We start from the raw sequence: 19,206 nt of genomic DNA on the forward strand, positions 1-19,206 counted from the left end.
CACCCACCCCATCGAAGGATCCTCGCCATGCTCCCCCAGGGCTTCGCCGCCTGGTTCCGGTTCTGCGCCGCAGCCGCCCTCAAGGTCGTGCTCACCACCGCCGCCGCGGCCCTCGCGATTTGGGTCATCGCCACCATCGGCGACGTCATCACCCGCTGACCCTCGCCCTTTCCCCTTCTCCCTTGAAAGTGAGTGCTCATGACCGCCGAGCTCTACACACACCGCGACGCCGACGGCGACGAACTGCAGATCCAGAGCACGCCCAGCGCGGGCAACACGATGGCGGTGCTTTTGACGGTGGTGACAGGCCACAGCAGCGGCTCCGTCGGAGCCGCCGCCGAGGACGCGCCGACGGTGGCTACGGAGATCCTCCGCGCCGCCGGTTGGAAGCAGCCGATCGTGCTCGAAGGCCTCGACCTGAACCCCGCCGACCGGACAGTGACCGCGTTCGGCGCGCTCCAGCTGCACGGGCAGACCATCGTCTTGAGGACGCTCTGCGACAACTGCGGCACCTTCAGCCCGAAGGAGGCGTCGCCGGCCGGGGCCAGGGACATCGCCGGCCACCTGGCCGTGATGAGCGAGTACGCGATGCGCGAGCCGGACCCGGCGGCGGTGGCCGAGCTCGTGGCGGCCATGGAGGAGATCTCCCGCGGCGTCAGCGGCGACTACGCCGCGACCGTCGGCCAGGAGCGGCTCGCGGTGGAGCTGCTGCGCCGCTTCAACCTGACCGAGCGTGCGCAGTGACCGCCCAGGCGGTGACCCCCAACGCGTACAGCCCGTACGCCACGGCCGACCCGACCCAGCGGCACGTCTTCGCCTCGTTCTTCGGCGCGGACCCGCTGCCGAACGTGCTGGCGTTGGCCGGGTGTGAGGAGTTCGCGGTCGTCCCCAGCGAGCCGCTCACCGACACCGACCCGGATAACCCGCACGCCGGTCTGTGCCTGGACTGCGTGGCCGCCATGCGCGGCAAGCTCCGGCGGGCCGAAGGTAAGGTCACCGACTGCCGGTTCTGCAACATGGGGACCACCCACGACGGCCTGTGTGCTCTGTGCCGGCAAGAGGCCCATGACGAGTGGTGGCCGATCCGCCCGGTCAGCGACACCGTCCCGGCCGGGGCGGTGCCGCAGCGGATCGTCAAGCCCCGCCCCGGCGACGTCCCCGCCGACGTACGGCTGCCCGACGGTGCCCGGATGGTGGACGACTCCACGGTGTTCGCGAACCCGCACACCACCGAGTGGGCGATCGACTCCGAAATCACCGTGGACGAGGACGACGCCCGCTCCTACGTCGTGGACGTCTACCGGGAGTGGCTGACCGCGCCGTACGCCGACACCGAGTGGCCGCATTTGGCCGAGCAGCGCCGCAAGATCCTCGCCCAGCTGCCCGCCCTGAAGGGCCGCTCCTTGGTGTGCTCGTGCGAGGCCGACTCGCCGTGCTGCGCGGACGTCCTGCTGGAGTTGGCCAACCCGCGCCCGCAGCCGAGGCACCGCGACCTGTACTCGACGATCGACATCGGCGAGGAAACCCTCCGCTGGTGCGAGAAGCCCGATTGCGACCGGCTCGTCCGCCAAGGGGTGAAGAACTGCTGTACGGCGTGCGCCGTCGCGGCCGATGGCCGCTACGAGATCCACGCGCACAGCGACGGGTGTGACCAGCGGTGGGAGCAGCGCCGCTCCCACCTGCCTCGCCTCGGCTCCTGAACCCGTCCGGGGCGGCGCGGCGCGCGAGGCCCGCCGCCCCGGGCGCACCAACGTTGAGCACCCCTCGCGCCAGCGAATTGAACTGATCAAACACGCTTCTGGAAGGAACCCGTGGTGGATCCCCTTGACGAGTTCGGCGGCACAGGCGACTGGGTCGTCGAGATGCCGTCCGGCACGAAGGTCCTGAACGCCAACGACCGCGGCCGCCACTGGGGGCCGAGGCACAAGCTGACGAAGCAGTGGCGGGGGGTCGCGCTGGTGATGGCCAGGAAGGAGAAGCTGCCCCGCCTGGAGCGGGCCCGGATCGTCGGCGTGTACTACCCGCCGACCCGGCGTCACCGCGATGAGGCGAACCTCGCGCCGACGCTCAAGGCGATCGTGGACGGCTTCGTGGACCACGGGTTGTTGCCGGATGACAACACCCTCTACCTGGAGGGCCCGTACCCGAAGATCAGCGACGAGCTCCGCCAGGGCGGGCAGATGGTCATGCACATCTACCGGCTGTCGCCCCTGGGCGCCGACGGCGCCGATCCGGCGACGTAGATCGGTATTTCGTCGCCCCCCGCCCGAGCGAAATTACAGAACAAGCGCTACTCTTTTCCATAGCAGGCGTGTGCGCGTCTGCGTGCCCGACGTCGAGCTGGAGGAGGGCACCCCCCGTACCCGTGAGGAAGTCCCATGGCAACCGCAGATGAGCTTGAGCGCCGGCCGCCGGGCATGGCCCGTATCAAGGCCGCCCACCAGATCGTTGTCGATGAGGCACCCAAGGTCAGCGAAGCCAGCGAAAAGCTGCGCGAGGCCGCGTGGGTGCTCCACCACCGACACGAGTGGTCGAAGTCGCGGGCGGCCAGCGGTACCGGCATGGCCCTCACAAGCGTGTTCCCCCCTCCCAAGTTCGTCGAGCCCAGCAAAGAGGACATCCTCAAGAAGCTGCCCGACTGGGACGAGATCATCGCCCGAGCGACCATCGCCCTGGAGGCTAGGAATTACCGGAACGCCAAGGCCGAGGGAGGCAAGGCACGCGACATCCGGCGCCGCGACATCGCCGCTCTCTACCAGGGGCACCTGGACGGGAAGCTGTGGGAGATGGCCGACATCGGCACCGAGGCTGAGCTCGACACCACGGTGGTCAAGGCTGATCTGAAAGCCCTCAAGGTGGCGATCCGTCCCGGGCAGAAGCGCAAGGCGGCCGTCCTGGGCGGGCCGCCCGCCCCGATCGGTGACATCGCCCGCCTGGCGAAGGTCTCCCCGCTGTACCTGCGCCAGCAGGTCGGCTACTGGTCGGCTCCGGAGCGGACCCCAGGTAAGCACGCATTCCCGGGCGACGCCGCCGTTGGAGACGGCCTGTTCGACCCTGACATGGTGCTGGCGTGGTTGAAGAAGCTGCCGACCGTGGCGTCCGCCCCGGCTGGCCTCACCCTGCGGGCCTTCTCCGGCCGGATCGGCGAGAACGAGGAGACCGTCAAGTCGGCGATCGCGAAAGCCGCTGACCGTGGCACTCTGCCGTCGGGCGCCGTCCTGCCCGACGGCAGCGTGAACGAGGCCGTCACGACGAGCTGGTGGCAGCAGCGCAGCGCCGCGAAAGCCGAAGCCGCCTCGCCTGAGCCGGGCGGCCCGGTGCTGGTGCTGATGCAGGATGTCGCGGCCGACCTGGAGGTGCCGGTGCACACCTTCCGCTACCAGGTGCGCAAGGCCACCACCGCGGGGACGCTGCCGCCGGCGGTGCGGCCGGACGGCAAGAAGTTCGACCTGCCGGCCGCCCGCGCCTGGTGGGCGACGCTCGGCGTGTAGCCGGCCCCCGGGCCCCGAAGCCCCCGCCCTGATGATCAGGGTGGGGGCTTCCTGCTGTCCGGCCCTTGATCGGGAGCGGACGCTAACCCCCTCGTGGCGCCAAGGTGCGCGGCGTGGACGGGGAGAACGCGGGGCTGGTGGAGCGCTGGGCGGTGTGCCCGGCGTGTGTTCGGATCCTGCATCTGTGGGTCGCGGACGTCGCTGACGTGCCCCGGGCGGTGGGGTTGCACGAACGCGTCGGGTGCGCGGCGTGAGCACGGCGCTGGCGGTCCCCAGAACGCATGAGCTGCCCCGCGGGAACTCCAAGATCGCCGCCGGGATGCTGTCCACCCTGATGGGGATGGCGGTGCCGGTGCGCCGCCGCACGCTCGGCCGCCTGGAACACGGCGACCTGGTGCAGGTCCTCGCGGTGGCCGGCAAGGAGCTCGGCACCCCGTACGGGATCTGGCTCGGCGACCCCGTCGGCTTCACCGAGCAGGTGCTGGGCGAAGCGTTGTGGAGTAAGCAGCGGCAGATCCTGCACGGCATCACCACGCACAAGACCGTCGCGGTACCGGCCGGGTTCGGCCTGGGCAAGACCCACCTGTCGGCGCGGGCGGTGGCGTACTGGGCGTGCGTGTACCCGGTGGGGACCGCGCTGGCGATCACCACGGCGACCCGTATGCGGCAGGTGCACCGGCAGATGTGGCCGCACATCCGCCACGCCGTCGCGCACGGCGCGCTGCCCGGCTCCTGCGATGCGGTCCAGTGGAAGATCCCCGACTCCAAGGGCGTCGAGGTCGTCGTTGCCTACGGTTTTACGGCGGTTGAGCACGACGAGTCCGGAATGCAGGGCATTCACGAGAACAATCTTCTGCTGATCGTGGACGAGGCCGGCGGTATCGGCCCCGTCATCGGCCGCTCCACCCGCAACCTGATGACCGGCCACAACGCGAGGTTGCTGGCGATCGGCAACCCGCCGACCGACCAGGAGCGCAGCTGGTTTGAGCAGCTGTGCACCGACGGCCACAGCGACAAGTACCCCGAGACGATCACGATCAAGCTGGCCGCGACCGACTCGCCCGCGGTGACCGGCGAGGTCACCGCGGACAAGGTCTGCTCGTGCCCCGGCGGCGACCCCGGGCACCTGGTGTCGATCCACCTGGTCAACCAGGCGTGGATCGACGAGGCGATCCGCGACCACGGGGAGAAGGCGCCGTACGTCATTGCGAAGGTGCACGCGGAGTTCCCGCGCGGGACGAAAGACCAGGTCATCCCTAGCGATTGGGTGGATGCCGCCGCCGACCAGGAGGAGCCCGAGGGGGAGGGCTGGGTGCGGCTGGACGCGCTGGGCCTCGACGACGAGGACGGGGAGTGGCTGGTGGCGCCGGGCCCGCACACGTGGGTGCGGCTGGGGGTGGACGTGGCCGCCGGTGGAGGTGACGAGCTGGTGGTGGCGCGCCTGGTCGGGGACCTGGCCACCATCGAGCACACCTCCAGCGGGGCGGAGAACGGCGACGGCCAGGCGGTTGTCGCGAAGATCTTGACGCAGATCCGCCGCGCGGACCGGCTCCGGCGCCGCCTGGGCAGCCGCCACAAGGTGCGCGTCAAGATCGACGGCATCGGGGTCGGGTGGAACGTCGCCCACCAGCTGGCGCAGCTCGGCCGCGACGGCGTGCACCAGGCGGAGATCGTCATCGTGCTCGTGTCGGAGAACCCCGAACGGGAGGCCGACGCCACAACCATGCGTCCGCGTCTTAAACGAGACGAGATGTGGCTAGCGGGCCGATCCCTGATCCGGCCGGACAGCAACGGTGTCAGCCGGTTGCGGCTGCGCGTGGACAAGAAGACGAAAGCGCAGCTGGGGGCGCCGCGCAAGAAAGAGGACTCGGGAGGCTACACCGTGGTGGAGTCGAAGGAGTCGATGAAGAAGCGTGGCATCGACTCGCCCGACCGGGCCGAGGCGCTGCTGCTGGGAGCGTACGAGATCGGGGTGAAGAAGCCCAAGAAGCGCGGCCGTCTGCTGTCCGGGTGAGGTGGCCGTGCAGATGCACAGTCGTTCAGGGAGGGGTTCCGGTTTACCGAAACACAACAATCGGCGGAAACTTTCTGTTCGGGAGTGCGGAAAATCCGGGCGCCGCCACGTCCGCTATGCCGTTTACGGTGCTGTTAACTGTGGTTACTCTTTGCGGGCGGATCAAGTACTACAAGCTTCAACCGATCCGTTACGCCTGAGAGTGCTCCCCTGCCCCAAAAAGGGAGGTTGACCCCCTTTGCCCATAGAAAATCCCGGATCCGGCGTGCACGACTACGTGGCCGGAGCCAACATCCCGGTCACACACAACCAGGCACGCATCATCTCCACCGTCCGCCGTAGCCTCCTGGTGGAGGAACGGACATGGGTCATCGCTCATGAGGCCTGGTGCCAGTGGTGCAACATGGGGTGGGCTCGGGCCGTCGGGCTCCCCTGCCCCGGCTCGCACGCCGATCACCTCATCGGAGGAACTCCGGGTGAGCGCCTCCAACGCGTACAGATCCCCGGCACCTACCGCAAAGCTCGCATCGGCGGCATGTCCGGGTAACCCCCGCCAGACGTAGCCGTACACAAACTCTCCCGTCCTCCTAGCGTGCCCGGCAACCCATCGCCGGGCAGCTAGGAGCAGCAGGTTGACACCACACGATCCGGTGCGGCGCCGCCGCGACCTGGCCGCGCTCGCCATCATCATCGTCGGGCTGATCGGCCTGCTCGCCGTCGCGTTCATCGCGCACCCCCTGCCCGCCCTGGCCTCGGTGGTTGTGGTCGCCGCGGGCCTGGCGCTCGGCGCCGAGTGGGGCGGTGCCCGATGAGGTTCCTGCCGTCCCTGCGCACCAAGGCCACCGGACCGTCCGAGACGAAGTCGTGGGACCTGACCGGCGCCTCCCTGGGCGGGATGCTCGCCCAGCTGCGCAGTCCCCGCAGCTCCTGGACCATCGAGCGCGCCGTCGCCGAAGGCATGGAACGCGTCATCTGGGTCTTCAAGTCCGTCAACGCCATCGGTGGCCACAGCAGCGACCTCCGTCTTCAGCGGGTCCGTCATCTGCCCGGCGGGGACAAGGAAATCCTGGACGACGACGCGTTGACGTACCTGCTCAACCAGGGCCAAGCCAACGAACTGGAGAAGGGCACGCAGCTCACCAAGCGCCTCTCGGCGCAGGTGTCGCTGTCGCCGCGCGGCGCGTTCGTCGAGCTCACCTTCTCCCGGCGGGGGGAGATCGTCGGCGCGGACCTGCTGCCGCCGGGCCGCACCCGGCCGGTTCCCGGCCGCAATGGAAAGTTGTTGTCTCACTACGAGACGGTCAGCCCCGACGGGCGCATCGTCGCGATCCCCCCGGAAAAGGTCCGCTGGTTCCGCGACCCGCACCCGCTCGACCCGTTCCGGGCGATCAGCCCCATGGAAGCCGCCGGCTTGTCGGTGGATCTGGACTTCCTCGCGCGCCTGTACAACACCACGTTTCTGAGGAACGACGGCCGCCCCGGCGGGGTGATCGGCATCGACGGCGAGGTCGAGGACGCCGAGATACGCCGCATCGAGAACGCCTTCGGCAAGGGCGCCCACGAGGCCGGGAAGATCACCGTCCTGGAAGGCGACCTGTCCTACATCGATCTCGGGGCGAAGCCGCGTGATCTCGCGTACAAGGACCTGTCGAAGATCACGAAGGATGAGATCCTCGCGGCTTTCGGCACGCCGGAGTCGATCATCGGCAACGCCTCGGGGCGGACGTTCGCGAACGCCGAGCAGGAGGCCGACAACTTCTGGCGCATCACGATGCCGCCCCACCTGAAGATCCTCACCTCCGGGTGGGACTACAACCCCACCGACGACGTCGTCTACGAGTTCGACCTGTCGGGGGTGGAGGTCCTCCAGCGCAGCGAAGCGGCCCGCCGCGCCGAAGCGCGCGAGGAGTTCAAAGAGGGGCTGATCACTCACAACGAGTACCGGGCCAGAGCCGGATACCCGGAGTGGAAGATGCCGCACGCGCGGGCGGCCTACATCGGCCAGTCCAGGACGCCGATCCCGACGCAACCGGAGGATGCGGTCGCCCTCGGCCTGGCGCCGGTGGACGGCAGCGGGGTGCCGGCCGCCGGAGGCGACCCCACCGCCGCGGCCACGGCTGCGGGCGCGGGGGGTGCGGTGGCCGGTGAGCAGCCGGAGGTGCCGGCGGGTGAGGAGCTGGCGCAGTCCAGCGGCGCGCAGGCCGCGATCGCCCGTCTCCAGGCGCTCCTGGACGACGAAGCCGGGGCCTCTTCCTCCTCGGTTCCTCCTAACGAGGAGGACATCGAGGAGGAAGAGGCCCCGGCAGAGGAGGACGACAGCGACGAGGAGGAGGACAAGGTGGTGCGGCCGGTTGGGACGCGGGAGCGCAAGAGCGGCCAGGTGCTGCCGATCGTCGCTGCCCGCCAGGAGGCGGAGACCGTGTTCGCCGAGGTGTTGGGGCAGCTGGGGACGCGACTGGTGGGGCGGACCGTGGCCCGGTTGAAGTCGCCCAAGCTGCGCAAGGGCAGCAGGCACTTCACCGCGGAGTACGCGATGGACACCCGGGTCGGCGCCGACCCGCTCAATGTCGGCCGGATCGTGCCTGCGGACGCGTGGCGGGCCGAGGCCGAGCAGGCGATCGGGCCGGCCGTCGATCAGGTCGCCGCTGCGGTGGTGGCGTTGACGGCCACCGGCGATGGGCTGGAGTCCAAGACGGTCATTGGCCGGTCGGTGCCTGAGGTTGGGCAGGTGTCGGCCGAGGTGACCGCGTGGGCGGCATCGGCGTTCGAGGCGCTGGCCGGGCATGCGCGGTCCCTGGTGGCTGGCCTGGACGCCGACGGGGTGGACATGCCGCAGATCATCGCCGCGGTGCGTGGCCTGGATGTGAAGGCGTGGGCGGAGCGGCTCGCGGTGCAGGGTGCCACCGCGGTGGTCAACGGGGCGGCGGGCGCGGTGGCCGAGCAGGCGATGCCGGGCGCGGTCGTGGTGCGTCGCTGGCGGGTCGGCGATGGTCCCGGGGAGCCGCACCAGGGGGTTGAGGGGCAGGTGCAGGCGGACGGGGATCCGTTCGTCGTGGGTGGGGCCGAGGTGCGGTGGCCGGGTGACGTGCTGGGGCCGGTGCAGGAGGGCGCCGGGTGCCGGTGCTGGGTGTCGCACGCCCTCATCCCCGCCTAGACGTCATTAGAGAAGAACGCTAAACTTTGTATTGTCGGATGGTGGAGATGCCGCCCCGGCCGGAAGGAGAAACACGATGGTCAGCCCCAAGAAACTCCGGTGGGGGAACGGCGCCCCCACCGGCCACCAGGCAATCTTCGGGCTCACCGGGTTCGGCCACTACAACGCGTTCGAGATCAGGGCGATCGCGGGCGGCGCCGCCTACGAGCTGACCAACCCGCTGCCCGGCCAGCCCCGCTACCACGATGTGGACCTGGACGGGCTCAAGGCCACCGCGCAGGAGCTCTACGACGCGTTCCTTCAGCAGGCCCGCGTGCTCCTGACCGGCGATGAGGCGATGCGCAGCATCGACAACGTCTCCGAGTTCTGCTTCCCCGACGCGCTTCGCGTCCACGCGTGCATGGTGCCGTGCGACCCCCGCGACGAGCACGACTACCGGCGTGAGCCGATCACCGTGAAGCACGTTGGTGACGGCCAGTGGGCCATCGCCCGCCTGGACGGGCGCCACGCCATCCACTCGCAGTACTGGCAGCTCCCGCCCGCCGACGCCCCCTACCCGCCGGAGTTCCTGTACGAGCGCGACGCCGCCCTTGAACAGGCATGGCTCCTGACCGACCACGACGACAACTGACCAGCCGCCCGGGGGCGGGCGCCGTCTGGAGTGGGCGGACGGCACCCCCACCACTCGCCGAGCACCCGTTCGACCCTGCCACGGCCACGGAGGACGAGGCCAAGCAGTGGGCCGACGCCTTGACCGACGAGTTCGAGTTCGGCAACGACCACCTGTTTGTCGCGGTCACGGCCAACGACGTGGAGACCAGCACCCGCACCTGACCCCCGCACCCCCGGTGTCTCGCCCGAGCGGCGGGCGGGCACCGGCCCCACCGGAAGGAACCTTCATGAACGCTCCGTCCAACGGCCTGAACGGCCGCGACTGGGACCGGCACGACGAGGACGGCACCGGCATCAGCACGCCCTGCGCCGAGGGCCGCCACACCGGCTGCCAGGATCTGCGCTGCGCCTGCCCGAACTGCACCCAGCACGCCGCCGCCCGGCAGGCGCCGAAGTGACCCGCACCGCCCGGCGCGCGCTGCGTGAGCTCCTCGCCACCTACGTGTGCTTGACCTGCGGCGCCGTCAACCACGCCACCACCGTGTACTGCCGCCGCTGCAACGCCTGACCCGCCACCTAAAAAATCTTGGCCGCCGCCCAAACGGAGGCGGACAGTAACCCTCCTCGCCGTGTTCCCTCGCTGCCCGGACAACGCGACGGGCAGCAGGGGGCACGGGTGACGATCACACCGCAGCAGGCATGGACCATCGGCGGGGTCACCTACACCACAGGGCTGGCGGAGAAAGCCCGCCGGGTGACCTTCAACGAAGACCAGCCGCGCGACCGTAAGGGCAGGTGGATCGAGACCGGCGCCGAGGTCAGCATCTGGGGCGGCGGCCGCGGTGTGGTCGAGCGCAACGTCGGCGGCGGCCGACTGGAGATCCGCCGCGAAGATGACTCCCTGGTGCGGGTGCACCGCAACTACCTGACCGTCACCAAGAGCGCCGCCGGAGGCAAGCCCGGCGGGGAACCCGGCGCGAACAAGCCCGCGCCGATGAAGGTCGCCCCGGCCAGCGCGGACGCCGAAGACTTCACCCCCGCCCAAGACGGGCGCGTCGCGGTGGCCGCCCTGACCCCGGGTCAGCCGGTCCTGGTGTACGGCACCGACCAGTTCGGATCGTCCACTTCGGCGGTCGGCTGGGTGAAGTCGGTGGAACCTGAGGACGACGGCGGCCACGGAGTCGTCCTGGACGTCGGCGGCGGCAACACGCGGCGGGTGGAGACCGACCCCGACTCGGTGGCCCGGCCGATCCCCGAGGACGCGCTCGCGCGACTGGTTCAGGCCGAGCAGGACGGCAGCCCGGACGCCAGCGCGATCGCCCTGGAGGTGTTCGCCGCGATCCGCGCAGGCGACGACGAGGAAGCCACCACCAGCGGGGGCGACCGAGGAGCCGGGCCCGCAAGCGCCGAGCCGCAGCCCGCAGCCCCCAAGCCGGACGCGCCCGCCCCGGATGCTGCACCGGCCTCGCCGATCACCGAGATGACGGACCGGCCGCGGCTCCCGAACAGGTGGGGAGGGATGCCGACCGCCGACAGCTTGGTCCACTATCACCCCTCCAGCGAGATTGGGCAGACGGTCAGGCGCCTGGGTGAGGACGCTCAGCTGGACGTGGACGGCGAGTCCCTCGCCAACGTCTTGGAGATGCTGGCGACCGACGCGACGCTCGGGCGTCGGACCTCCCAGGAGGTCCTCGATCGGGTCAAGGGCATTCGGGATCGGCTGCCCGAGGGGTCAGCGGCCCGCCGCGTGCTGGACTTCGGGCTCAGGGATCTGGACGCGCCGGACACCCCGGCGCCCCAGGTGCCGGACGGTGTGCCGGAGCCGTTGCGGCGGCTGGTGGCCGACCTGCACGCGGTGCCCGTGGTCAGGCGAGAGCCGGACAGGGAGATGACGCCCCTGCTCGCCATGGTGGGCAATGCTGCCCAGGGGCGGCTCGCTGGGCGGCGCCTGGCCAGGGAAGTCCTCAAGCTGTTCAACCGGCGCCACGAATCCGGCGAGGGCAAGGAGGAAATCGATCGGGCGGTCCGCCGCGCCGTGCAGGCGCTGGAGGCGCCCCAGAACGGCGACGGAACGGCCCCGGCCCCTCCGGCGAGCGAGCCCGCCGCCCCCGCTGCGCAGCGTGATGAACCTGCCGTGCCAGAGCCCGCCGCTCCGGAGGTTGATGAGCCTTCCCCGACGGGCCCCGCAAGCAGCGGGGAGATGCCCGACGCTGAGGCGGAGCAGATCATCTTGGAGGCGGTGGGGGCCGTCAGTCCTGGTGAGGGCCGGTGGGCGACCATGACCGCCCTGCGTGAGCGGCTTGGTGACCTGCCCCGCGAGCAGCAGGACCGGGTGCTGCGGAACGTCTTGCTGGCCGGGCGGGTGGACCTTACGCCCACTGCGATCCCGGGGAACCTGAGCCCGGAAGACCACGACGCCGCCATCATGGTCGGCCCCACGCCGAACCACCAGGTCCGGCTGACAGGGCAGCCGAAGCCCGACCTGGCCCCGGACACGAACCAGGAACCCGCCGCACCGGTCCCGGCTCCGGAGCCCGCGCGGACGCCGGCTCCGCCCGCACCGGCCCCTGGCACACCCGATCCCGTGCCACCCGCGAGCAGCGGTGAGGTCTCCGACGCTGAGGCGGAGAGGATCATCTTGGAGGCGGTGGGGGCCGTCAGTCCTGGTGAGCGCCGGTGGGCCACCATGGCCGCGCTCCGTGAGCGGCTCGGTGATCTGCCTCGCGAGCAGCAGGACCGGGTGCTGCTGAATGCGATGCTGGCCGGGCGGGTGGACATCGAGCCCGTGGCGATCCCGGGGAACCTGAAGCTCGAAGACCATGACGCCGCCATCATGGTGGGCCCCACGCCGAACCACCAGGTCCGGCTGGTAGACGGGCAGTGGGCTGCGACCCCAGAACCTGCTCCTGCTCCAGAACCCGAGCAGACGCCGACTCCGCCCACAGTGGCGCCGGAGCCCGCCGCATCGCAACGAAGCGGTGAAATCTCTGACGCCGAGGCGGAGAGAATCATCCTGGAGGCAGTGAGGGCCGTTAGTCCTGTTCAGGGCCGGTGGGCTTCCATGACCGCCCTGCGCGAGCGGCTCGGCGACATGCCCCGCGAGCAGCAGGACCGGATCCTGCTGAATGCCATGCTGGCGAGGCGGGTGGACCTTGAGCCCGTCGCGATCATGGGTAACCTGAAGCCCAAAGACCATGACGCCGCGATCATGGTCGGCTCCACGCCGAGCCATCAGGTCCGGCTGTCAGCTGAGGAATGGGCGGCTTCGGCCACGAACCCCGAACCCGCCTCGGCGGGTCCGCAGCGCGGGGAGCGGGTACGGCTCGCCAACGGCGCCGAGGGCGAAGTCACCGAGACCGGCGCTGACGGGGCTCTGGTCGTCCAGCTCGACGGCAACGGTAATAGGCCCGGTAGCCGCGTCAACACCACCGCGGCGTCGGTCACCCCGCTGGGTCAACCCGACGTTGACCGCTCCGCAGAGGCGCCGTCTGCGGCTGAGGAGGAGTTCCCGCAGCCGAACGCGTGGATTACGACGCCTGCGTTCGCTGACCCGGTCCGGGTGGAATCGGTGCAGGACACGTTGACCGGGATGGACGTGAACGTCCGTACGGTCCGCGGTGACGAGCGCACCGTCGCCCTGGCCGATCTCGGCGATTGGAGCGTCACCGAGGATCCGGGCAACACGCTACGCCGCCGCGAGGACTACAACACAGAGAGCGGCGGCCAGCAGGAAGGCCTGTTCTCCGACGTCGGCCCCCGGGGCCCGGACCAGTCAGGCACCACGGACCTGTTCGCCGCGCTGGAAGCCGACGACGAACCTGAGCAGGTCACGCCGGCGCCTGCCCCGGAGCGTGTGCTGCCACCCCCCGCAGGGATGAGCGACCGCGACCGTGACCGGCTGGCCGCGATGGTCGAGGAAGAGGCCGCGAGCTACGCGTGGACGGGTTCGCCGGGCCGGTACATCGCCGAGGTCTACGCCAAGCTCACCGGCCGCGCGAGGTTCGACGGCGACTCCGACCCAGCGGTGCAGCAGTGGGTGGACGACTACATCGCGGCCCACCCTGAGGTCCTGCAACTGTCTTTTGGTGCGCGGCAGGACCGTCGTAGGCGGCGGGAGGCTCGGGAGCAAGCTGATCAGCGGCGGGCGGAGGAGTTGTCGAGCGAGGCGTTCGGCGCCTACCAGGGCGGCGACTATGACCGGGCGCTTGAGCTGATCGACCAGGCCGAGCAGCTGTCCCCGGGCAGCCAGCAGTGGGACAGGATCCGGGAGAAGATCAACGAGGCCCGGCCAGAGCCGGAGCAGGCTCTTTCGGACGCTGACCTGGACGCGCAGGTCGCCCAGGGTCAACGCCGCGTTGACGCTGCCCGCGCCGCCGGAGCCCGTAACCGCGACGACGGAGACAGCGACCTGGCCGAGGCGCTGAACGCGCCGCTGGTCGCCGAGCAGGAAGCCCGCCGCGCGCAAGCCGATCAGGAGGAGCCGCGGGCCGCCGCGCCGGAAGGGCAGGTGTACGCCGACGAGGTCCAGGTGGGCGACACCCTCGCCGAGGCCCAGTGGCGCACCCCGGCCAGCGACGGCCGGTTGCGCCAGGGCAGCACCGCTTACCTCAACCCGGGCGGGCCCGCCCGGCTCGGCGAACCTGACCGTGACTCGCGGCGCGTCACCGACATCGAGCAGACCCCCGGCGGCCGGGTGAAGTTCGTCTTCGACGACGGCACCAGCATCACCCGCCCGCCGGATGAGCTCGTCACCCGCGGCGAGCCGGCCGAGGTCGTCGAGGGCGGCCAGCGCGTGGGTGAGTGGGTGCCCAATAAGGCGATCGGCGCCGGGGACCGGGTGCGGTTCGAATCAGGGTCGCCGACGCTGCCGACCCGGTTGGACCGGGCGGGACTGGGGTTGACCCGCACCGAGCGGCTCACCGTCGAAGGCCGGGTGGTGCGCAGGCAGCCGGGGCAGCCGACCGCCGCCTTGGCCGAGGTGACGCTGATCCGCTCTGACGGCACCCGGGTGGCGGTGGACGCCGAGCACAACTGGCGGATGCCGCGCCGCGTGGTCCGGTTGGACGACTCCGAACCTGCCCCGGCTCCGGAGCAGGTGCCGGCCACCGGGTTGCACGGCGGCGACCGGATCGCCACCCCCGGCGGCCCGGACGTCCAGGTGGATGCGGTCGAGAAGTTCGACGGCACCGACGTGGTGCTGGCGACCGTCCGCGACGACGACGACCGCCGGCAGCTGCGCGCGCTCGGCGGGAACCGGCCGGTGCAGCTCGCCCCCGCCCCCGAAGGAGAGGCGGGCAGCGACGACGTGGAGGTGCGTGACCTCTCCTTCGGTGACTGGGTGCTGCTCGACGACGCCGTGGTGCGGGTGGCCAGCGACCCGACCCATGAGGGGGAGCGGGCCCGCTTCGACATCGCCGATCAGGACGGCCGGATCAGCGAAGTCGAGATCGACCGCCGCCAGGTCGTGGCCCGCCTCACCGCCCCCACCTCTGCCCGCACCCCGCAACGGGTGATGGAGGAGGCGGTGTCGGCGCTGGTGGTGCTCGCCGAGCCCGTCCCGCTGCGCGAGGGCACCCCGGCCGGGAAGGTACGGCTACGTACCGACCAGCGGCGCCGCCTGCTGGAGCTGAACCTCGACGACACCAACGGCGACGCCACCGAAGGCGTGCGGCGGGCCGCCGCGAGGCTGCGCGCCCGCCAGGACCTGTCACCCGACCAGATGCAGGTGCTGGCGAGCCACCTGCGCCGCATGGCCGCCGACCCCGAGCAGCCCGGCGCGACCCGCCGCTCCCTGGCACGCACCGCGTCGTGGATCGACGCCGCGTACGCCCGCCTGGCCGGGTTCCCCGTTCCGCCGCACGACCCCGGCCGCGACGCGCCGGAAAGGGCCCACGCCCGCAACCTCGTCATGGGCGACGTCATCGCCCTGCCCGGCGAGAACGGCGACGTGACGTTCGGCCACGTCACCGCGCTGCGGCCGATCAAGGGGTTCGGCCTGGTCCAGGTGCACGTCCGCGACGGCGACGGCACCGTGACCCAGCGGGTCCTGCCCGATGGGGTGGACCTGTGGGTGATGCCGGACCTTCCCCCGGACCGGCCCACGGCGCCAACCCCTGCGGTGCGTGAGCACATCCGCATGGACACCCTCAACATCGGCGACACCATCACGCACGACGCCGGGTTCACAGAAAGCGTCACCGGCACCGTGACCGCCATCGACCGCGACAACCGGGCGTTCTCCGAAGTCGAGTGGTATTCGGTCACCGTCACCGATCCAGACGGCGCTGAGCACACCGTCAGCATCGGTGACCGCGGCTGGCCGTCGGTGGTCCGCACCCAGCGCGGCAACGCGTCGGCCGGACAGTCGTACGTGGGCACCATGCCCGAGGAGACGCCCACCAGCGTCCCGTGGCAGGAGCTGCGTGTGGGTGACCGCGCCCGCGTGGACGGCGTCAGCGGCACCATCACCAACATCATCGAAACCCGCACCGGGGACTCGGAGCTGGCGATGCTCGACGATTCGGGCACCAGCCGTACCATCCCGCTGTTCGTCGGCGACGCCGACGAACGCGACGTGGTGCGACTGGTGGCGGCCGACGACAACGCCTCGGCTCGCATCCGCGATCGGGTCCGCTACCGGGAGACCGTCACCCAGGAGCGGCGCCTGACCGCGTTCCTCGCCGACGTCGAATACCGGGCCTCCTCCCGCAGCGCCTACGACGTCGCCGACGCCATGAACGGTCTGGGCGCCGACACCAGCCGCGACGCGGCGCTGGCCGCCGCCCTGGCCCGCCTGGAGCGAGTCGAGGCCGGAGACGACAGCGCCGCCGGAGCGCTGGCGTTCCGGCTCGGCGCCCGCGACGACGAGGAGCGGGCCGCGATGAACGACGCCGTCCGCGAAGTCACCGCCGGGCTCGCGCGGCGCGCCACCAGCCGGGTGCGTGACGCCCTGGACGAGGCGGACCTGCTGCCCGGCGAGGGGTGGCCGGACGCGCTGGCCCGTACAGCCGCCGCCTACCGCGACCACCCGCCGGCCGCCAGCATCACCCGCGCCGGCCGCGTCCTGGACGGGGTACGGGCCCGGCTGCGCACCAGCCGTACCACCCCGGCCGAGGCTCCGGAGCAGGCGCCGCTCCCGGAAGGCGCCGACCTGGCGACCCGGCTTGCCTCCTACCGGGCCGCGCTGCCCGAGGACCCCGGCAACTTCGGCCGGGTGGCCGTCACCCGGGCCGTGTTCGACCCGGTGCCACTCGACCAGTTGGAGGCGGGGGTGGTGCCGGAGGTCCGCACGATCACCACGTGGGCCGACGACGTCGCCGCCGACGACGGCCCCGGCGAGCAGGCCATGGAACACCTGGCCGCCGTACGGGCCGCCGGCCGCGATACCGACGTGCGCTACCAGCGGCATCTGGGCGGCCGAGACGTGGCGCTCGGCGCTGAGCTGGACGCCGTGGTCGGCGAGCGGGGCGGGGCGTGGAAGGCCGCCAACACCGCGACCACCCCCGACGCGCGGCGGGCGGCGGTGCAGCGGTGGCAGAACGCCGCCACCCGGGAAGCCGAGTTGCGGCGCCTGCTCGCCGAGGCGCGCCGCGACGCCCTGGCCGCGACCCTGGCCGAGATCCGCCCCATCGGCGGTACCGGCCTGACCTACACCGACCGCACCGGCAAAGCGTTGACCAGCCGCAAGGGGTCGAACACGGCGGCGCTGCGGCACGTCGAGCAGCTGCTGCCCGCCGACTGGTTGGCTGCGGCCCGCCGCAACGGCCCGGTTACCGTCGTGACCGGGCCCGGCCAGCACAACCACCACCGCGGCGGCACGACCATCAGCCTGCCCGCCGACAACAACACCGCGCTGGCACCCGATGGGGCGGTGGCCGTACCGACCTCGCAGCCCGGCGGGGTGCCCAAGACCACGGTCGCCGCGCACGAGCTCGGCCACCACCTGGAGGCCACCATCCCCGGCCTGCGCGAGGCCGTGCGGGCACTGTTGTGGGACCGCACCAGCCACGGCCCCGTCGGCGAGCGGGAACGGCCCGCACCACTCGTCGGTGAGGACCGGGGGCGGCCGTTCGAGATCTACCCGGGTGACTTCCCCGACGCGCGCACCGGCCGCGTCAACGGCGACGGCACCCACGAGGTGTTCGCCAACGTGCTGGAGTCGCTGGCCGGTAACGGCGACTACGCCGACGACGACCTGCGCCAGTGGGGGCTCGGCGTGCTGGCCCTGCTCGGCACCGGTCCGGGCGGCCCGTCCGGCGGCATCCCCGCGCAGGTACGGCAGATCGACCCGCTGCAGGGGGTGAACTACACCTCCCTGAGCGACACCCGGCTGAGGACGCTCACCTCACGCCTCCCCGACCCGGGCGCCCAGCAGAAGCTGAACGCCGAGCTGGAACGGCGCGCGGAGATCGGCGCCCGCGCCGGGCTGGAGCGGCGCCCCGCCGAAGCGCAGCGCACCCCGCAGTCAGAAGCAGAGGCGGACCTCGATGTCACCGCGCTGTCGGATGAGGACCTACTGGACCTGCTGATCTCCGGATGGGAGGACTACGGCCGCGACCCAGAGGCGACCGCCTTGCAAGATCGAGTGATCGCCGAAGCCGACGAGCGAGAACGCGAGCGGGCGCGGCGCGGCGGCGACCTCGGCGACACCTCCGCCTCCGACCTGCTGACGATGGAAACCGACGACCTGGCCAACCTGTTCGCCCGCAACCTCGGCCAGTACGGCGAAGACGCGAGCGTCACCGCGCTGCTCGATCAGATCAGCGCCGAGCTGGAGGGCCGCGACCAGGCCCGCCGCGCCGGGCCGGACCCGTACGCCGGCCAGGATCTGACCGGCTTGTCGGACACGGCCCTGATGGCGTTGAGGAGTCAGCACGCGGCCGTCTACAACGACGACCCGCACTCGGCGAATCTGGTGCGGCGCGTCTTCGCTGAGCTTGACACCCGTGACCGCCAGGCCGGGAGCGAGGACACCCGCACCCCGCAGGAGCGGGAGATCGACGCGCTGATCGCCGGCGGCTGGGACCCGCGGGATGCCTACGCCGAGGTGCACGGTCTGGACGCAGGTGAGATGGACCGCCAGGAGCGCGAGGCGCTGATCGACGCCCAGCGCGAGGCTGGGGAGCGGCGCGAGGCGACGGTGCGGCGCATGTACAAGCAGTGGGTGCATGAGCAGTGGCTGGAGGCCGAGCGGGCAACCCGCGGCTACCTGCTGTCGCGGCTCGGCGTGCGGGCGGGCATCGACCCGCAGAAGCTGTGGGGCGGCAACCCCACCCACGCCGCGGCGTACGCGTCGGAGGAGTTGAAACGGTGGTGGGCCGAGCAGCCGAATGGCGGCAGGATGACCTACGCCGAGTGGCGCGCCCAGTGGCTGGGGGATGCCCGTGACCGGCGGGATGCCCGCGAACGCAGAAACACGTCCGGCAACGGGAAGGACTTCAGCTGATGATGGCCGCGCGGGGGCGCACCCCTACCGATGAGGAGCTGGCGGACGCGCGCCGCTCCGCCCGGCTCGCCGCCACCCAGGGTTTCCCGCCCGGGGTGTGCCCGTACGACCCGCGCGACCCCGGCCAGTCTGTCCTGGCGCGGGTGTGGGCGCAGGCTTACACCACCGCCAAGGACAGCGACGCCGACGACGGGGAGAACAGCCGATGATCGTGCACGGTTACATCGAGGGCGTCTACTACGCCGTCACGGTCGGGGCTCTGCGGCCGGAGGCGGCGGCAACCGTAGGTGTTGTGTCGGGTGCCCGCCACGCGGTGCTGCTGTTGGAGATGCATAACGGGCGCGAGCTCCCTCGCTCGGGCACGATCCTGGACGTCAACGACCCCGACAGCGTGCTGACCGCGTTGCAGGAGCTGACCGAAGGGGTCCGCACGGAGGATCTTCCGCCTTCGTCGTGACGTACGCGAGCGGCCCGGCACCTGCTGGTGCCG

16 protein-coding genes are annotated in these 19,206 nt (G+C 71.4%); all 16 read left to right on the top strand.

Going from position 1 to position 19,206, the window contains the following annotated elements:
* Positions 1–27: 27 nt before the first annotated feature.
* The 16 genes from ABD817_RS37050 to ABD817_RS37125 all read left to right on the top strand — a co-directional run bounded on the left by ABD817_RS37050 (position 28) and on the right by ABD817_RS37125 (position 19,173).
* The gene (locus ABD817_RS37050; protein WP_344923109.1) at positions 28–159 is read left to right on the top strand and encodes a hypothetical protein; all 132 of its coding nucleotides are present in this window, start codon (positions 28–30) and stop codon (positions 157–159) included.
* Positions 160–198: 39 nt separating this feature from the next.
* Positions 199–744 (top strand): hypothetical protein, encoded by a 546-nt coding sequence (locus tag ABD817_RS37055; RefSeq protein WP_344923110.1) that lies wholly within the window; start codon positions 199–201, stop codon positions 742–744.
* Positions 741–1,700, top strand: a complete 960-nt coding sequence (locus ABD817_RS37060; protein WP_344923111.1) for a DUF4326 domain-containing protein — start codon at positions 741–743, stop codon at positions 1,698–1,700. The genes ABD817_RS37055 and ABD817_RS37060 overlap by 4 nt, the downstream gene beginning before the upstream one ends.
* 114 nt (positions 1,701–1,814) lie before the next feature.
* Complete coding sequence (locus ABD817_RS37065) at positions 1,815–2,243, top strand: RusA family crossover junction endodeoxyribonuclease (RefSeq protein ID WP_344923113.1); 429 nt, start codon at positions 1,815–1,817, stop codon at positions 2,241–2,243.
* Between the two features lie 135 nt (positions 2,244–2,378).
* Positions 2,379–3,491, top strand: coding sequence for a hypothetical protein (locus ABD817_RS37070; RefSeq protein WP_344923114.1), 1,113 nt, complete (start codon positions 2,379–2,381; stop codon positions 3,489–3,491).
* Between the two features lie 113 nt (positions 3,492–3,604).
* Positions 3,605–3,745: a hypothetical protein gene (locus ABD817_RS37075; protein ID WP_344923115.1), complete on the top strand. Its 141-nt coding sequence runs from the start codon at positions 3,605–3,607 to the stop codon at positions 3,743–3,745.
* Positions 3,742–5,505 (top strand): hypothetical protein, encoded by a 1,764-nt coding sequence (locus ABD817_RS37080; protein ID WP_344923116.1) that lies wholly within the window; start codon positions 3,742–3,744, stop codon positions 5,503–5,505. The genes ABD817_RS37075 and ABD817_RS37080 overlap by 4 nt, the downstream gene beginning before the upstream one ends.
* Positions 5,506–5,770: 265 nt before the next feature.
* A complete protein-coding gene (locus ABD817_RS37085) occupies positions 5,771–6,052 on the top strand; it encodes a hypothetical protein (protein WP_344923118.1) in 282 nt (93 codons plus the stop codon).
* Between the two features lie 85 nt (positions 6,053–6,137).
* Entirely contained in the window at positions 6,138–6,317 is a 180-nt protein-coding gene (locus ABD817_RS37090) for a hypothetical protein (protein WP_344923119.1), read from the top strand.
* On the top strand, positions 6,314–8,659 hold the full coding sequence (locus ABD817_RS37095) for a phage portal protein (RefSeq protein ID WP_344923120.1): 2,346 nt from the start codon (positions 6,314–6,316) through the stop codon (positions 8,657–8,659). Before ABD817_RS37090 ends, ABD817_RS37095 begins: the two co-directional genes overlap by 4 nt.
* Before the next feature lie 76 nt (positions 8,660–8,735).
* Positions 8,736–9,290 (top strand): hypothetical protein, encoded by a 555-nt coding sequence (locus ABD817_RS37100; protein ID WP_344923121.1) that lies wholly within the window; start codon positions 8,736–8,738, stop codon positions 9,288–9,290.
* Entirely contained in the window at positions 9,260–9,493 is a 234-nt protein-coding gene (locus ABD817_RS37105) for a hypothetical protein (protein ID WP_344923122.1), read from the top strand. Before ABD817_RS37100 ends, ABD817_RS37105 begins: the two co-directional genes overlap by 31 nt.
* A 65-nt stretch (positions 9,494–9,558) precedes the next feature.
* Positions 9,559–9,729: a hypothetical protein gene (locus tag ABD817_RS37110; RefSeq protein ID WP_344923123.1), complete on the top strand. Its 171-nt coding sequence runs from the start codon at positions 9,559–9,561 to the stop codon at positions 9,727–9,729.
* A gap of 218 nt (positions 9,730–9,947) precedes the next feature.
* Positions 9,948–18,716 (top strand): hypothetical protein, encoded by an 8,769-nt coding sequence (locus ABD817_RS37115; RefSeq protein WP_344923124.1) that lies wholly within the window; start codon positions 9,948–9,950, stop codon positions 18,714–18,716.
* Positions 18,716–18,925 (top strand): ribosome modulation factor, encoded by a 210-nt coding sequence (locus ABD817_RS37120; RefSeq protein WP_344923125.1) that lies wholly within the window; start codon positions 18,716–18,718, stop codon positions 18,923–18,925. Before ABD817_RS37115 ends, ABD817_RS37120 begins: the two co-directional genes overlap by 1 nt.
* Positions 18,922–19,173: a hypothetical protein gene (locus tag ABD817_RS37125; protein WP_344923126.1), complete on the top strand. Its 252-nt coding sequence runs from the start codon at positions 18,922–18,924 to the stop codon at positions 19,171–19,173. The genes ABD817_RS37120 and ABD817_RS37125 overlap by 4 nt, the downstream gene beginning before the upstream one ends.
* The last annotated feature ends 33 nt before the right edge of the window (positions 19,174–19,206 follow it).

Source organism: Streptosporangium oxazolinicum (assembly GCF_039537505.1).
Lineage (GTDB): Bacteria > Actinomycetota > Actinomycetes > Streptosporangiales > Streptosporangiaceae > Streptosporangium > Streptosporangium oxazolinicum.

Coding starts and splice junctions, on each gene's coding strand:
- ABD817_RS37050 (WP_344923109.1), top strand. CDS start 28: ATGCTCCCCCAGGGCTTCGCCGCCTGGTTCCGGTTCTGCGCCGCAGCC.
- ABD817_RS37055 (WP_344923110.1), top strand. CDS start 199: ATGACCGCCGAGCTCTACACACACCGCGACGCCGACGGCGACGAACTG.
- ABD817_RS37070 (WP_344923114.1), top strand. CDS start 2,379: ATGGCAACCGCAGATGAGCTTGAGCGCCGGCCGCCGGGCATGGCCCGT.
- ABD817_RS37095 (WP_344923120.1), top strand. CDS start 6,314: ATGAGGTTCCTGCCGTCCCTGCGCACCAAGGCCACCGGACCGTCCGAG.
- ABD817_RS37100 (WP_344923121.1), top strand. CDS start 8,736: ATGGTCAGCCCCAAGAAACTCCGGTGGGGGAACGGCGCCCCCACCGGC.
- ABD817_RS37105 (WP_344923122.1), top strand. CDS start 9,260: ATGGCTCCTGACCGACCACGACGACAACTGACCAGCCGCCCGGGGGCG.
- ABD817_RS37110 (WP_344923123.1), top strand. CDS start 9,559: ATGAACGCTCCGTCCAACGGCCTGAACGGCCGCGACTGGGACCGGCAC.
- ABD817_RS37120 (WP_344923125.1), top strand. CDS start 18,716: ATGATGGCCGCGCGGGGGCGCACCCCTACCGATGAGGAGCTGGCGGAC.
- ABD817_RS37125 (WP_344923126.1), top strand. CDS start 18,922: ATGATCGTGCACGGTTACATCGAGGGCGTCTACTACGCCGTCACGGTC.